The organism is Streptomyces sp. NPDC088794, assembly GCF_044750545.1.
In the GTDB taxonomy this organism is placed as follows: Bacteria; Actinomycetota; Actinomycetes; order Streptomycetales; family Streptomycetaceae; genus Streptomyces.
In genome coordinates this window covers 169,169-183,259 of record NZ_JBIVKB010000009.1, presented here as the reverse complement: position 1 = coordinate 183,259, position 14,091 = coordinate 169,169, and the positions used below count along the sequence as shown (strand labels likewise).

At 70.5% G+C, this 14,091-nt stretch carries 13 protein-coding genes; 11 read left to right on the top strand and 2 right to left on the bottom strand.

What is annotated here, in order from left to right; translation table 11 throughout:
- Nucleotides 1–28 precede the first annotated feature (28 nt).
- Nucleotides 29–1,795, bottom strand: coding sequence for a hypothetical protein (locus tag ACIP6U_RS25315; protein WP_401721903.1), 1,767 nt, complete (start codon nucleotides 1,793–1,795; stop codon nucleotides 29–31).
- Between the two features lie 170 nt (nucleotides 1,796–1,965).
- Between ACIP6U_RS25315 and ACIP6U_RS25310 the strand changes: the two genes are divergently transcribed.
- The 4 genes from ACIP6U_RS25310 (at nucleotide 1,966) to ACIP6U_RS25295 (ending at nucleotide 4,712) form a co-directional block, all read left to right on the top strand.
- Nucleotides 1,966–2,400, top strand: a complete 435-nt coding sequence (locus ACIP6U_RS25310) for a cell division protein SepF (protein WP_401721900.1) — start codon at nucleotides 1,966–1,968, stop codon at nucleotides 2,398–2,400.
- An 87-nt stretch (nucleotides 2,401–2,487) separates the two neighbouring features.
- The gene (locus tag ACIP6U_RS25305) at nucleotides 2,488–3,726 is read left to right on the top strand and encodes an AAA family ATPase (RefSeq protein ID WP_401721897.1); all 1,239 of its coding nucleotides are present in this window, start codon (nucleotides 2,488–2,490) and stop codon (nucleotides 3,724–3,726) included.
- The gene (locus ACIP6U_RS25300) at nucleotides 3,723–4,064 is read left to right on the top strand and encodes a nucleotide pyrophosphohydrolase (protein WP_401721895.1); all 342 of its coding nucleotides are present in this window, start codon (nucleotides 3,723–3,725) and stop codon (nucleotides 4,062–4,064) included. The genes ACIP6U_RS25305 and ACIP6U_RS25300 overlap by 4 nt, the downstream gene beginning before the upstream one ends.
- A 177-nt stretch (nucleotides 4,065–4,241) precedes the next feature.
- On the top strand, nucleotides 4,242–4,712 hold the full coding sequence (locus tag ACIP6U_RS25295; RefSeq protein WP_401721892.1) for a DUF6099 family protein: 471 nt from the start codon (nucleotides 4,242–4,244) through the stop codon (nucleotides 4,710–4,712).
- A 43-nt stretch (nucleotides 4,713–4,755) separates the two neighbouring features.
- On the opposite strand, the gene ACIP6U_RS25290 is transcribed toward ACIP6U_RS25295, so the two are convergent.
- Nucleotides 4,756–4,920, bottom strand: a complete 165-nt coding sequence (locus tag ACIP6U_RS25290; RefSeq protein WP_401721889.1) for a hypothetical protein — start codon at nucleotides 4,918–4,920, stop codon at nucleotides 4,756–4,758.
- 243 nt (nucleotides 4,921–5,163) lie between these two features.
- Between ACIP6U_RS25290 and ACIP6U_RS25285 the strand changes: the two genes are divergently transcribed.
- The 7 genes from ACIP6U_RS25285 to ACIP6U_RS25255 all read left to right on the top strand — a co-directional run bounded on the left by ACIP6U_RS25285 (nucleotide 5,164) and on the right by ACIP6U_RS25255 (nucleotide 13,917).
- Nucleotides 5,164–6,087 (top strand): LLM class F420-dependent oxidoreductase, encoded by a 924-nt coding sequence (locus ACIP6U_RS25285; RefSeq protein WP_401721886.1) that lies wholly within the window; start codon nucleotides 5,164–5,166, stop codon nucleotides 6,085–6,087.
- 189 nt (nucleotides 6,088–6,276) lie between these two features.
- Nucleotides 6,277–7,791 (top strand): 3' terminal RNA ribose 2'-O-methyltransferase Hen1, encoded by a 1,515-nt coding sequence (locus tag ACIP6U_RS25280; protein WP_401721883.1) that lies wholly within the window; start codon nucleotides 6,277–6,279, stop codon nucleotides 7,789–7,791.
- Complete coding sequence (locus ACIP6U_RS25275) at nucleotides 7,788–8,165, top strand: AAA family ATPase (RefSeq protein ID WP_401721880.1); 378 nt, start codon at nucleotides 7,788–7,790, stop codon at nucleotides 8,163–8,165. The genes ACIP6U_RS25280 and ACIP6U_RS25275 overlap by 4 nt, the downstream gene beginning before the upstream one ends.
- Nucleotides 8,104–9,636, top strand: a complete 1,533-nt coding sequence (locus tag ACIP6U_RS25270; protein ID WP_401721879.1) for a site-specific integrase — start codon at nucleotides 8,104–8,106, stop codon at nucleotides 9,634–9,636. The genes ACIP6U_RS25275 and ACIP6U_RS25270 overlap by 62 nt, the downstream gene beginning before the upstream one ends.
- A 23-nt stretch (nucleotides 9,637–9,659) precedes the next feature.
- The gene (locus tag ACIP6U_RS25265; protein WP_401721876.1) at nucleotides 9,660–11,366 is read left to right on the top strand and encodes a hypothetical protein; all 1,707 of its coding nucleotides are present in this window, start codon (nucleotides 9,660–9,662) and stop codon (nucleotides 11,364–11,366) included.
- Nucleotides 11,363–13,510: an integrase gene (locus ACIP6U_RS25260; RefSeq protein WP_401721873.1), complete on the top strand. Its 2,148-nt coding sequence runs from the start codon at nucleotides 11,363–11,365 to the stop codon at nucleotides 13,508–13,510. Before ACIP6U_RS25265 ends, ACIP6U_RS25260 begins: the two co-directional genes overlap by 4 nt.
- Nucleotides 13,507–13,917, top strand: a complete 411-nt coding sequence (locus ACIP6U_RS25255) for a hypothetical protein (RefSeq protein WP_401721870.1) — start codon at nucleotides 13,507–13,509, stop codon at nucleotides 13,915–13,917. The genes ACIP6U_RS25260 and ACIP6U_RS25255 overlap by 4 nt, the downstream gene beginning before the upstream one ends.
- Nucleotides 13,918–14,091 lie beyond the last annotated feature (174 nt).

The following is a 14,091-nucleotide window of genomic DNA, read 5'->3' as shown; positions in this document are numbered from 1 at the left end:
CCCGTACGAAACTGACGTCCCGTCGATCTCACTCGTGGGCCCGCGCGTCGGCACTCCGGTCCACCAGGTGCACGTACACGCTCGACAAGGTCTCCGGCCCCGCCGTGAACGCGCGCAGCCGTATCGGCGCACGCGGCTTGGTCGACAGCGCGAACTTCCCCGCGGCCGGTCTGATCTCGACCCGTTCGGTGCGGTGGGCGGGGATCGTGGCCGGGCCCGCCACCACGGACCAGTACGTGCTGGAGCCCTGACTCATGGTCAGCATGTAGTGCGGGGTGAGCGCGGTGCCGTCCCTGTTGGTGACCCGCAGGGTCAGCCGCGTCAGGACGTTCGCCCGGATCCCGTGCGCCGCCGCCCGGCCCACCGCCGCGACCCGCAGCTGCAACGGCGCCGAACCGCTCACCGCGAGAGCCGCGCTCAGCAGCGCCGGAGTGAGCGCCAGCACGGCCGCGGCACCCAGCGTCGTACGGCGGTGCGGACCGGACAGCAGGCGCGGGCGCGGCTGCCAGGCGCCTTCGAACTCCGCCGGTGGAGCGGTCACCGCCGCCGCGAGCCACAGCGGCGTCATCAGCAGGTAGTAGCCGTCCTGCGAGCGGGTCGCCAGATAGAAGGCGCACCAGGGCAGCACGGTCGCCGCGGGCCCGAGCCGGCGCATGAACAGCACCATCAGCACGAGCAGGCCCGCCGCGAGCAGCACGCTCGCGTGCCCGTACCAGTCGAGGCGGTCGCTGCCGTCGGTGAAGTAGAGCGAGATGTCCGCGAGGCCCTGGCCGTGCAGGGTCGCGCCCTGCGTCAGCGGCAGCGCGACGCCCCTGATCCAGGTGCCCGGTTCGCTCACGATGAAGTACGTGTTGATCAGCAGCCACACGGTGGCCGCGATGCCGGTGGTCCGCAGCACCAGCAGCCCCGCCACCCGGCCGCCCGACTCGCCCCGGCGCACCGCGTACACGCCCGCGAGCAGGAACGGCGCGAGGAACCACGGCAGTTGCTGCGCCGCGCACGCCGCGCCCAGACACGCGGCGCGGGCGATGTCGGCCGCGCCGAGCCGTCCGCCTTTGCCGATCCGGGGCCAGCGGACCACCACCGGGATCAGCAGGGCCAGCGCGGTGATCGCCGGGTAGCCGAGCCGGGCGTACATCGGCAGGAAGCCGAAGCCGAGGCAGGCCATCGTCGCCGCCGGGCGCCACGGCACGGGCAGCATCCGCCACAGCACGACCGTGCCGACGAGCAGCGCGCCCGTGCCCACCGCGGTCGCCGGAATGCCGCCGTGCCCCAGCCACAGCAGCGGCGCGGTCAGCAACGGGACCAGCGGGGGATAGCCGTACGTGAGGTCGTAGCCGCCGTTCATCGTCGGGGTGAGGGCGGCGCCGTGGCCGAAGAGCCAGGGCCAGGACTGTCCGTAGACGGGGTGCCCCGCGACCAGTGAGCGGGCGGCCTGGGTGGACAGCAAGGCCTCGTCGGAGCCGCCGTGGTTCATGAGCCAGGTGCACAGCGCGAGCGTGATCGCGGTCGCGAGGACGCACAGGTCCAGGCGCGCCAGCGAACGGGTCCGGCGGACCACCAGGGCCAGCACCCCGGAGACCAGGATCGAGACGTAACAGAGCGAGACCACCGCGGCCACGGGGAGGCGGTGGCTCGCGCCCTGGGTCCACACCGAGCGGGTGCCGATGAAGAGACTGACGTCGGCGAGCAGGGTCAGGACGCGGTGCCACTGCGCGGGGGAGTCCGGGACGGCGGACACCGCCGACCGGGTCCGCCGACCGGGTGCCACCAGCTGTGTGTCTGCCAAGTGCACGTCACGGGACGCTAGTCGCGCCCGGTGAGCGGGGCGTCGCCGGAGGTGAAGAGTCCGGTGTGAGGCCGGTAAGGCTTCGTCCGAGGCGCTCGTCCGGGGCCTTCGTTCGGTGCTTCCACGGGGTCGCGGACCGTGTCGCTGTTAGGCCGAACGGGTGACATGGCGTAAGAATGGCTGGTGCAGGAGTTGAGGACGAGTCAGTTCGGGGGGAGCCGGTGAACAGCCACGACGTCACCGATGCACAGTGGGAAGGGCTCGCCCAGGTCGTGCCACTGCGGGGCCGGGACGCCTGGCCGTCGGCCGTGGACCACCGTTCGCTGCCCGACGCGGAGACGGAGACCCGCCGTCGCTTCGTCGTCCTGCGGGTCAACATCTTCGCCGACGCCCGCGAGGTCGCCGAGACCCTCATGGCCGGCATCCCGGTCCTGCTCGACCTCAGCGGCGCGGAGACCGAGGTCGCCAAGCGCGTCCTCGACTTCAGCACCGGCGTCGTCTTCGGCCTCGCCGCCGGCATGCACCGCGTCGACCGCAACGTGTTCCTGCTGACACCCGCCGACACCGAGGTCACGGACCTGATCGAGGACGCGGGGGCGGCGGGCACCTGACCCCGCCCCCGGTGTTCGGTCCCTCGATCGTAGGAAGGTCGCCCGGGCGGAACGGTTCGCCTCCAGGCGGAGTCCTACGGTCCGGTCATGACCGTCCCTTCCGCGCGCCCCGAACCGGACGCAGCGCCTCCGCCCGCCGACCTCGCGAGCGACGCCGTGCCGTCGGCGCCCGCTTCGCCTGCTTCGCCCGCCTCGCCCGGCGACCGGGTGCACCACGTCCGCCCCTGCGTCACCGAACTCCGGCTCTCGGCGTTCGCCGGGCATCGGCAGGCCCGGCTCACCCTCGGGCCCGTCACGTTGTTCGCCGGGCCCAGCGGGGCCGGCAAGACGACGGCCCTGCGAGCGTACGAGGCGTTGGCGCGCCTCGGCGGGGGCGGTGCCGTCGGTGAGGTGTTCCCCGATGCCGCGGACTGCGTGCCCGAGCGGGCCCGGCCCGACGCGCAGCGGCGCCGGGGCTTCCGGATCGGCTGCACCGCCGACGGACCGGAGGGTCCGGTGCGGCTCGACGTCGCCGTGCAGGCCGAGCCCGAACTGCGCGTCGTGGGCGAGCGGTTGACGGCCGGCGGCCTCGTCCTGCTGGAGACCGCGCTGCGCGACCCGTCCCGTCCCTTCGTGCAGGCGGCCTGGCACACGGCGGGCTCGTCCCCGGTGACGCGGGCCCCGCTGCCCGACGACCGGCTCGGCACCGCGCTGCTGCCGTTACGCGTGGCCGGCAAGACCGACGGCCAGCGCCGCGTGCTCGCCGCCGCCGAGCAGATGGTGGTCGCCCTGCGCTCCGTCTTCGCCTGCGACCCGGACCCCGGCCGGATGCGGGCCCCCGTGCCGACCGGCTCCGGCCGGTTGCTCAGCGGCTGCGACAACCTCGCCGACGTCCTGTGGCGCACCCAGGCGGAGTGCGGCAGGCGGCACGCCCAGCTCGTCGCCGCGGTCCGCGGCGGCTGCGCCGGCGCCGTGACGGACGTACGCGCTGAACCCTTCGTCGACGGCACGGTCCGCGCGCTGCTCGACCGGGGCGACGGACACCGCACGGCCCTGCGCCGGCTCGGGGACGGCGAGTTGAGATACCTGGCCCTCGCCCTGGTCCTGCTGACCGGGCCCGGGGTGCTGGAGGTGGACGCGGCCGGCGAGGTGCCCGCGGCGATGCAGGCGCTCACCGTGCTCGCCGACGGCTTCGACCGCTGCCTGGACCCCGGCCAGCGGGGTGAACTGCTGCGGCTGGCCACGCGGATGGCCGCCCGCGGACACATCCGGTTCGTCGCCGCGGTGAGCGACGCGTCCTGGGCCGAGAAGACGGCGGGAGTCGCAGTGGTACACCTGGAGCCGTGACAGAACCACTCGACCCCGGGTCCCTCGACGTGCCGAAACTGCAGCGCAGGCTGGCCGACTTCGCCGCCGCCCGCGACTGGCGGCAGTACCACACCCCCAAGAACCTCGTCGCGGCCCTCAGTGTGGAGGCCTCCGAACTGGTCGAGATCTTCCAGTGGTTGACGCCGGAGGAGTCGACGCGGGTGATGGACGACCCCGGCACGGCGCACCGCGTCACCGACGAGGTCGCCGACGTCCTCGCGTATCTGCTCCAGCTGTGCGAGGTGCTCGGCGTCGATCCGCTGGCGGCGCTGGACGCGAAAATCGACCGCAACGAGTTCCGGTTCCCGGCCCCGTAAGGAGCCGTTCGATCCGTTTTCACTCTCCGCAGTCGACATCCCGCTCGAAATCGATTTGTTGTCCGCAGATTTCCGTCTTCCTCTGGCTTTTCGCCCCGCACGCGCTCACGCTGGGTAGTGAATGGCGGGGTTCGAGTGGACGTGCGGACAGCGCGTCGTGGCAGACGGGGACAGCGCATGGACGCGGTGCGGCTCATCGTGACGAGCAGACGTGCCCTGGCGGGATCCGGCGGTACGCCGGAGACCTTGACGGAGGTGTGGCAGGCGCAGGCCCTGGCCCAGGCGATAGGCAGTCGCCTCGCGGTCTACGGTCCGCCCGAACTGCGCGGCGAGGCACTGGGGTTGACCGAACTGGCGGGCCGGGGCTGCGGCGTCCTGGACGCGCCGCAGCTCGCCACGGAGGATTTACGAGCCGCCCAGCTCACCGAACTGGGCGACGCAGGACAGGCGCTGCGCTACCTCGGCGGCCTCCTCGGCGAGGTGGGCATCGCCCTCGTGGGCCTCGCCTGCGCCGCGGACGACGAGGGCACCTACTGGCAGTGCATGGAGGCCATCGACGCGGCGGACGAGTCCAGGGACCGGGTCCGGGAGATGCTGCGCAAACTCACGGACGCGGAGCAGCGGTTGACGGAGAAGGAGGCGGGTTAGCTTCTCGGGTGACCCGGTGTGAACCGGCCGGCAGGCGATCCGTTCAGCCGGTTTCGGGCTCCTCGCCCGTTCGGCCCGCCGACTGGAGGTCCGCGTCCAGTGCCGACAGGTCCGCGTTCAGCGCCGCCATGAGCTCCTCCATCTGCTGCAGCAACCCTTTGGGCTGGCCGGAGCTCCCGCCCTGCTGCGGCACGGATTCTTCGGACATGACGGCCTCCTAGGCCTGCCGGCCCCCGGGGAGGCCGATGCGGGTGACGCGCCGGTGACGACGACCGACCGGTGCGGGTGCCGGTCGGCCCGGCTCCGCTCCGGCCAACGATCACTGTCGGGCCGGGTCACTGGCACGAGCACCCCGCGTGCACGCCGTTGACGCAATTTCACCCGACCGGGGACGGCCGTGGCCAGGGGGACCGGTGGGGTTGACCGGCACCGGAGCGTGCAGGATGGAGGTATGGATCTTCGCATCTTCACAGAGCCCCAGCAGGGCGCCACCTACGACACGTTGCTCGCCGTGGCGAAGGCCACCGAGGACCTCGGCTTCGACGCGTTCTTCCGCTCGGACCACTACCTCCGCATGGGCTCGACGGACGGCCTCCCCGGCCCCACCGACGCCTGGATCACCCTCGCGGGACTGGCCCGCGAGACCAAGCGGATCCGCCTCGGCACGCTGATGACCGCCGGTACCTTCCGGCTGCCCGGCGTGCTCGCCATCCAGGTCGCCCAGGTCGACCAGATGTCCGGCGGACGCGTCGAACTCGGCCTGGGCGCGGGCTGGTTCGAGGAGGAGCACACGGCGTACGGCATCCCGTTCCCGAAGGAGAAGTTCGCCCGCCTGGAGGAGCAGCTGGCCATCGTCACCGGCCTGTGGGAGACGAAGCTCGGCGACACCTTCGACTTCCACGGCACGTACTACGACCTCAAGGACTCGCCCGCGCTGCCCAAACCCGCGCAGCAGAAGATCCCGGTCCTGATCGGCGGCCACGGCGCCGTCCGCACCCCGCGCCTGACCGCGCGCTACGCCGACGAGTTCAACATCCCCTTCGCCTCCGTCGAGGACAGCGAGCGCCAGTTCGGCCGGGTGAAGGCCGCCGCCGTCGAGGCCGGGCGGCCCGCGAACGACCTCACGTACTCCAACGCGCTGGTCGTCTGCGTCGGCAAGGACGACCAGGAGGTCGCCCGCCGCGCCGCCGCCATCGGCCGCGAGGTCGACGACCTCAGGACCAACGGCCTGGCCGGCTCCCCGGCCGAGGTCGTCGACCGGATCGGCAGGTTCGCCGAGATCGGCTCCCAGCGCGTCTACCTCCAGATCCTCGACCTCTCCGACCTCGACCACCTGGAGCTGATCTCCTCGCAGGTCCAGTCGCAGCTGTCGTAGCGACGATCCGGCGCGGCCTGGGACGGCGGCCTGGGGCGGCCGGAATAAACAAAGGCGCCGGTCGGTGCCGTGTGCCAAGGTGAGACGGTCGTCCTGACGGCCCCCAGGATCACCCCCTGGGGGCCGTCGCGCGTACGGCACCACACCAGTCCGTCGATCCGTCATCCACCCGGCCGGAGAGGCCCGCGCATGTTCCTGACCATCACCACCACCGGCACCCCCGAACGCCCCGCCACCGACCTCGGCTACCTGCTGCACAAGCATCCCGACAAGGCGCAGGCGTTCTCCACCTCCTACGGCACGGCGCACGTCCTCTACCCCGAGGCGGATGCCCAACGCTGCACGGCGGCGCTGCTGTTGGAGGTCGACGCGGTGGCGCTGGTGCGGCGGGGGAAGGGCAAGGGCCGCGGCGGCGCACCTGACGCGGCGCTCGCGCAGTACGTCAACGACCGCCCGTACGCGGCCTCCTCGCTGCTCGCGGTGGCGCTGAGCGCCGTCTTCTCCAGCGCGATGAAGGGCGCCTGTCAGGCGAAGCCCGAACTCCCTTCACAGGCACGCCCGTTGCGCGTCGAGGTGCCCGCGCTGCCCGCCCGCGGCGGCCCGGATCTCGTACGGCGGCTTTTCGAGCCGCTCGGCTGGACGGTCACCGTCGAACCGATCGCCCTGGACGCCGAGTTCCCGGAGTGGGGCGACTCGCGCTACGTACGGCTGCTCCTGGAGTCCGAGGCGCTGACCCTCGCCGCGGCCCTGCGCCACCTCTACGTGCTGCTGCCGGTGCTCGACGACGCCAAGCACTACTGGGTCGCGCCCGACGAGGTCGACAAGCTGCTGCGGGTCGGCGAGGGCTGGCTGCCGGAGCACCCCGAGCAGAAGCTGATCGTCGGCCGCTACCTCTCGCGCCGCTGGTCGCTGACGCGGGAGGCGATGGAGCGCCTGGAGCTGGTCCGGCTGGCCGAGGCCGACGACAGCGAGGTCGAGGACATCGACAACGCCGTCGAGGCGGAGACCGAGACGGAGCAGAAGCCGACCCCGCTCGCCGTGCAGCGCCGGGACGCGATCCTCGCCGCGCTGGGGGCGTCCGGCGCGGCCCGCGTGCTCGATCTCGGGTGCGGACAGGGCCAGTTGGTGCAGGCGCTGCTCAAGGACGTGCGGTTCACCGAGATCGTCGGCGTCGACGTGTCGATGCGCGCGCTCACCATCGCCTCCCGGCGGCTCAAGCTGGACCGCATGGGGGAGCGGCAGGCCTCGCGCGTCAAGCTCTTCCAGGGCTCGCTCGCGTACACCGACAACCGGCTCAAGGGGTACGACGCCGCCGTGCTCAGCGAGGTGATCGAGCACCTCGACCTGCCCCGGCTGCCGGCCCTGGAGTACGCGGTGTTCGGCGCGGCCCGCCCGCGCACGGTCCTGGTGACCACACCGAACGTCGAGTACAACGTGCGCTGGGAGACCCTCCCGGCCGGCCACGTCCGGCACGGCGACCACCGCTTCGAGTGGACCCGCGAGGAGTTCCGCGCCTGGGCGGCCGCGGTCGCCGAACGGCACGGCTACGGCGTGGAGTTCGTACCCGTCGGGCCGGACGACCCCGAGGTGGGCCCGCCCACCCAGATGGCCGTGTTCAAGGCCGAGAGCGCGAACGACAAGAACGCCAAGAGCGTGCAGAACGAAGAGAACGACAAGAGCGAGAAGGAGGCGAAGGCAGCATGAGCGAGTCAACCGAGACCCAGGTGTCCCAGAAGAGGGGGCGGGTCCTCCCCGTCACCGACCTCTCCCTCGTCGGTGCCTCCGGCTCCGGCAAGTCCACCTTCGCGCATCGGCACTTCAAGCCGACCGAGGTCATCTCCTCCGACTTCTGCCGCGGCCTGGTCTCCGACGACGAGAACGACCAGGGCGCGACCAAGGACGCCTTCGACGTCCTGCACTACATCGCGGGCAAGCGCCTGGCCGCGGGCCGCCGCACGGTCGTGGACAGCACTTCCCTGATGATTGGGCGTGTTCAAGCGTCAGGGGAGGCGTCAGTTGCACGACTGGTACGTGGTGTGGGTGCCCGATCCGGGGCACTGGGGATCGCTGCCGTCTGAGGGTGTCCTGGGGGTACAGGACCTGCCGGCCGAGGTTGCCCGGATCGGTCTGCGGCCGGGTGATCCGGTGTTCGTGGCACCGGACGGAACGGTGGACCGGGACCTGCTGGATTTCGTCCGGTCCGTCGAATTCCGGGATCTGGAGCGGGAAACCAAGCGGAATTACGCGACGGATATCCGGCCGTTGTTGACTTTCCTGTCCTCGCGCGGAGTTCTGTGGAGCCAGGCGACCAGACAGGACTTGGCGGACTACCGGCACTGGAGATGCCGGGCTCCGCAGAATCCGCGCCGGATCAGCGGGACGAAGTGGAACCGTGAGGCGGCCGCGTTCACCAAGCTGTTTCGGTGGGCGAAGGTGTCCCCGCTGCCGGTGGACATCGTGCGGCGCGGGGACCGGGCGGCGGACTCGGTGAGCTCGCGGGTGCTGTGGCTGACGCCGCGGACCTGGGGTTTGTGGTCGGACATCGGGCTCCGCGGCCACGGCCGTTCAGGAATGCCGGCGCCGGGGTGGGAGTCGCGGACGGAGTTGCGCAACACCAGCTTCGTGCAGTTGCTGCTCAGCTCTGGCCTGCGCCGGCAGGAGGGTGGTTCGCTGCTCACCTTCGAACTGCCCAGCCAGCGCTTGCGGTTCGGCCGCTACTGCCATGGCCGCGTCGCCGCGGCGGTCACCCGGTCGAAGCAGAGCCGGGTCTTCTACGTGTCGGTGGACGCGGTCGGCCAGGCCGAGGCATACGTCGAGTCGGAGCGCGCGTGGGCGGTGCAACGCGCCCACGCCGAAGGCCGCTACGAGCGGCTGCCCATGATGCGGCTGGTCACGAAGGTGACGCGGGGCCTGAGACCCAAGATCGAGTGGGTTGATGCGAACGGCGTCGCCGGTGAGCAAGAACTCAGCCGTCTGGGATGGCGTGAGCGGCAGGGGCTGTTCCTGGAGGGCCCGGACGGGCCGGAGCCGGCGTGGTTGTGGCTGACGGAGCAGGGCCTGCCGATGGCCCCGGACCGGTGGAACGGCGTGTTCAGGGCGGCGAACCTGCGCTGCGAGGAAGTCCTGCTCACCGTGGGAGAACGGGAGGTCGAGCGGGATTTCCGGCTGGCGGAGGTACGCGGCAAGAGCCCGTACGCCACGCCGCACGCCGCGCGTCATTCGATGGCCCTCTACATGCTGGTTTTGCTGAACCAGTTGGTGGAGACACGCTATGGGCTCTCGGCCGCGGACCGTCGGGACTTCGCGTTGCTGTTCGGCGATCCGTGGTGGCTGGTGAAGACCCTCCTCGGTCATGCGGACGTGGAGGTGACGAAACGGCACTACCTCGCGCCGGTCGCGCACCTGCAACTGGAGTCGATCCTGGCTGCGGCCGAACCCGTCGGTGAGGACGAACAGCAGGTCGAGGACCTGGAGGGTGTGTTCACCCGGCTCGCCCGGGAGTCGCAGGGCATCCAGGACATCGACGCTGTCCTTGAGGCGGCCCGGTGACCGGGCGGGGACGGCGAGCCGCCTTGCCGCTGGCCGATCACCGCACCGAGCCGCCGCTGGCTCCCGATGGGCTCGTGGTGGCGGTCGTCAACAAGGCCGGATACGAGATGCCGTTCGACTTCGCCGAGTTGCCGGTTGCCGAGCCGATGCAGCGGTCACTGGCCAGGGTCTTCGCGGCCCGGTCTGCGGGCTGGAACAGCCATGTGACCGCGCAGGCTTCCTGGATCACGGTGAAGGCGTTCGCGCGCTTCGTCTCCGAGCTGGAGCATCCCCCGGAAGACCTGGGGGATCTGACCACCGCCATGCTCAAGCGTTGGCGCGCGGCGCACATCGGCACCAACAGCGGGAAGAGTGTGCTGCGTCAGGTGAGGCCATTGCTGCGGGCGGATCCGAGGCTGGCCGGCGGGCCGGTGGGTGAGGAACTGGCTCGCCGCATTCCTAAGCAGGTGCCGGTCAAGCAGTCGTACGGAGAGGATGAGCGGGAGCGGGTGCTGCTGGCGGCACAGCGGCAGTTCCGAACCGCTCTGCTGCGGATCCGTGAGAACACACGCCTGTTGGAGAGCTGGCGGGCCGAGGACCTGACTGATGGCAGCCGGGAGGGGCGCCTCGGTGTAATTCTCGACCACCTTGCGCGGACCGGTTACGTCCCGCACACGGTCTCGCCGAGCGGAGCGGTGAACGTGAGAGAACGTCGACTTCTGGGCGGCACCGGCTCGGAGTGCACGTGGGGCAGGCTGTTTCTGTCTCGTTCCGAGCTCACGGCGCTGGCCGTGCTGTTGACCGGCCGGTTCGGCTGGAATCTGTCGGTCTATGACCGGTTGCCGGCCCCGACCACGGCCCCGTCGGCCGGAGGGACGGCCGCGGTGACCTACCAGATTCAGGTGGAGAAGCGCAGGCAAGGCGGAGGCTGGTGGTTTTCCACGGAGAACGCCACCGACTCCGGAGCCGACTCGGCTGGCAGGTTGATCACTCAGGCGCTGGAGGCCACCGCACACGGACGGACTCTTGCCGCCCGGCTGGAGCCCGGCACGGACTTTCTGATGGTCGCGCGCATGCACTATCCCAGCAAGCGACATCAGCACACGGAACGGCCCCGCCCAGTGGGCCCTCTGTCGTTCGGTATCGGAAACGGCGACGCACAGCACTGGGGGATCACGCATGGTCTGGGAGGGGCGCCGTTCCAGCGGACTCGCAGAACTGCGGTGACACGAGAGGGGCGTCCCCTTCAGCACGCGCAGGGTACTCACGAGAGCATCTACATGCTGCCAGATGAGCATGTTCAAAGGGCCTCGCGGAGCGTCTTCGAGGCCGGCGCCAAAGAGGCCCTCGCCCAGGCCCAGGCCGTGATGTTCGTCGGCGACATCGCCGACACCCCGGACCCGGGGCACGGACAGACCGTGGCCGCGGACTGCGCGGACGAGACGTCCAGCCCCTGGCCCGACGCGCAAGGCGGCTGCGGAGCGGACTTCATGCTCTGCCTGGCCTGCCCCAACGCCCGTGTCCATCCCGGCCATCACCCACGGCTCGCCCATCTGCACCGAGAGCTGAACAGTCTCCGCTCCGTCCTGCCCGACCGCTCGTGGCACGAGCGGTGGAGCGAACACGTGCTCCGTCTTGAGGACCTGCGCGACAAGGTCGGCCCGGTGGCCTGGAACGCGGCGCTCGCCCGCGTGAACGACGAGGACCGCACCCTGGTCCATCTTCTACTGAAGGGAGAGCTCGCCCCATGACCGCCGTCGGCACCGCTGCCGAGACCGATACGTACGTGCTCGCCATGCCCCGCCCGGACGGTCCCGTGGTGCTGCCTGAGTGGATCAGCCCCGGCAACACGCACCCGAACTCGCGTTACCAGGACGAGGTGTGGTCCATGGCGCCGCTCATCGACAATCCTGGCACCGGTCTGGTCAACCTCCACTGGAAGAACTGCCCGGGCCCCCTTCGGGACCAGGTGAAACTAGCCACCTGGACAATGATCAACGGCCAGTTGAGGCCCACCTACCTCCAGACCCGAGGCGTCCAGGCGCGATCTCGTTCGGGCGGCACCGACATGCTCGCCACCTGCCAGGAGTGGATGCGCCTCGCCCGCTGGCTGCACGAACGCCAGATCACCAGCCTGCACGCCTGCACCGACACACAGTGGCGAGCCTATGCAAGCGAGCGCATGGTCCGAGTGTCCCGTGACACCGCAGCGATCATCGCTGTCCGTTTGACGAACCTGTGGGCATTCGACCAGCTCAGCGCCCGCCCCACGGGTATCACCCGACCTCCATGGGAGACAGAGGGAGTCGACGACTTCCTGCCCCCAGCCATGACGGCCGCGGGCGGGGAGAACGCGACGGAGCCGTTGGACCCGCTTGTTCTCGGTCCGCTGTTGATCTGGGCCATCCGCTTCGTCGACGAGTTCGCCGACGACATCCTGGCGGCCTGGGCCGAGCGCCGCCGACTGATCGCCGTTGCCGCCGCCACGAAGGCCACGGCAGCCGGATGGGCTGGGCTTGAGGAGTGGTTGCTGCTCATGGCGCGGGCCGGTCACCCGCTGCCGGCGAGCTCTGGCAAACGCGAGATCCAGGTGGCCGCCACCTACATCGCCGCACTCACCGGCTCCAACCGCGGTCAGGTTTGGAGGTTCGTCAAGCAGCACGGGCTCGCGGAGATCGCCGCGTCGCGGCCAGGGCCCTGTCCGCTGCGGGTGCCGGTCACCGGGCAGATCAACGGCAAGCCATGGCGCGAGCATGTGGACTTCAACGAGGCCGCCGAACTGATGCGGAACCTGGGTACGGCCGCGACGATCATCCTGCTCTACCTGACCGGGATGCGTCCGCAGGAGGTGCAGGGACTGCGTTCCGGCTGCTGCCCCGACCCCGAACCAGGCGTTGACGGCGCCGGGGGACAGCACCTGATCCACAGCCACCACTACAAGACCGTCACAGACGACGACGGCAACCACATCTCCGCCGGTGAAGTACGCCAAGTGCCCTGGGTCGCGATCACGCCGGTGGTCCACGCCATCCGCGTGCTGGAGCGGATGGTTCCGGAAGGGGAACTCCTCCTCGGCACCGCCCACCACGAGTTCCACTCGCGCCACGGATATGGGGGCGCGCTGAAGAAGTCCACGCTGGCCTTGCGCATCGAAGCCTTCGTGACCTGGGTGAACCGCGAGGCCAGGGCGCAGGAGTTGTCCGACCAGGCCATCCCGAACGATCCCCACGGCGCGATCGGTCTGGGGCGGTTCAGAAGATCTCTTGCCTGGCACATTGCCCGACGTCCCGGAGGGTTGATCGCGCTCGCCATTCAGTACGGGCACATGCGGACCGTCCTCGATGCCCGCACCTCAAGTGGCTACGGCGCCCGCGGCCGCCGCGGCATCCACGCCATCCTCGACGTCGAAACCGCCCTCGCTTCCGCCGACACCGCAGCGCGGCTGCGTGACCGCGTTGCCGCTGGAGAGAAGGTCTCCGGGCCCGCAGCCCGCCGAGCCTTGACCGCCGCCGCCCATACCCCTCGCTTCGAGGGGCGTATTGTCCCCCGCACCTTCGCCAGGAAGGCCAGCACCTTTCTGGCCCGCGACGGCATCGTGCTCTATGACAACCCTGACGCGTTCCTGATCTGTGCCTTCAAGCACGACAACGCGCTCTGCGAGCCAGATCCCGGCGCGACCGCCCCACGGCAGTACGACTGCCGGCCCGGCTGCGGCAACACGGTCCGCACGGACACCCACGCCCGCCTTCTTCGTGAACGCGCCGACGAACTCGACCAGTTCGCCGCCCACACCCCCGGCCCGGTCAGCAGACGTCTGCGGGCCAACGCCCACCGGCTCCGCGAGACGGCCGCCACCCACGACAGCACCGCGCACCCCGCCGAGGCCCTCACATGAACCACCAGCACCAGAACGAGCGCGCCCGCATCCGCGAGGCCATGGACCGACTCCTGACCGGACAGGCCACCGCCTCCAACGGCAGCCTCACCGTCGTCGCCCTCGCCGCCGAGGCCGACGTCCACCGCATGGCCCTTCTCAAACGGCACGTCGACCTGAAGAACGAGTTTTACGAACGTGTCCGCACCGAATCCCGCCAAGTCCCGGAGACCGAGAAACGACTCCGGGAAACGGTCACCAAGCTGAAGAAGAACATTGCCAATCAGAGAGCCGAGATCGAGGAGCTCCGCCAACAGGTGATCAGACTCGCCCTCGCCAACGCTGTGCTCACTCACGAGGACGACAGGCAAGCAAGACACGCACCTGCACCGGACAATGTCCTTCCGTTCCGCCCGCCGAAGGCCTGAACAGTCCGGCTCCCTGGGCGGAGGTGTGCCCGCGTCGTGACTGTTATCTCGGGTGTCGAGCGGGCGACAGGCACGTTCGGCAAGTAGCCATTCCGGAACGTGCCTGACGGCGGCGCCCGGTGTGATGTCACTCCCGCCCGTCCCGGGCGGTGCCGACTTCGACGAGACAGTTCG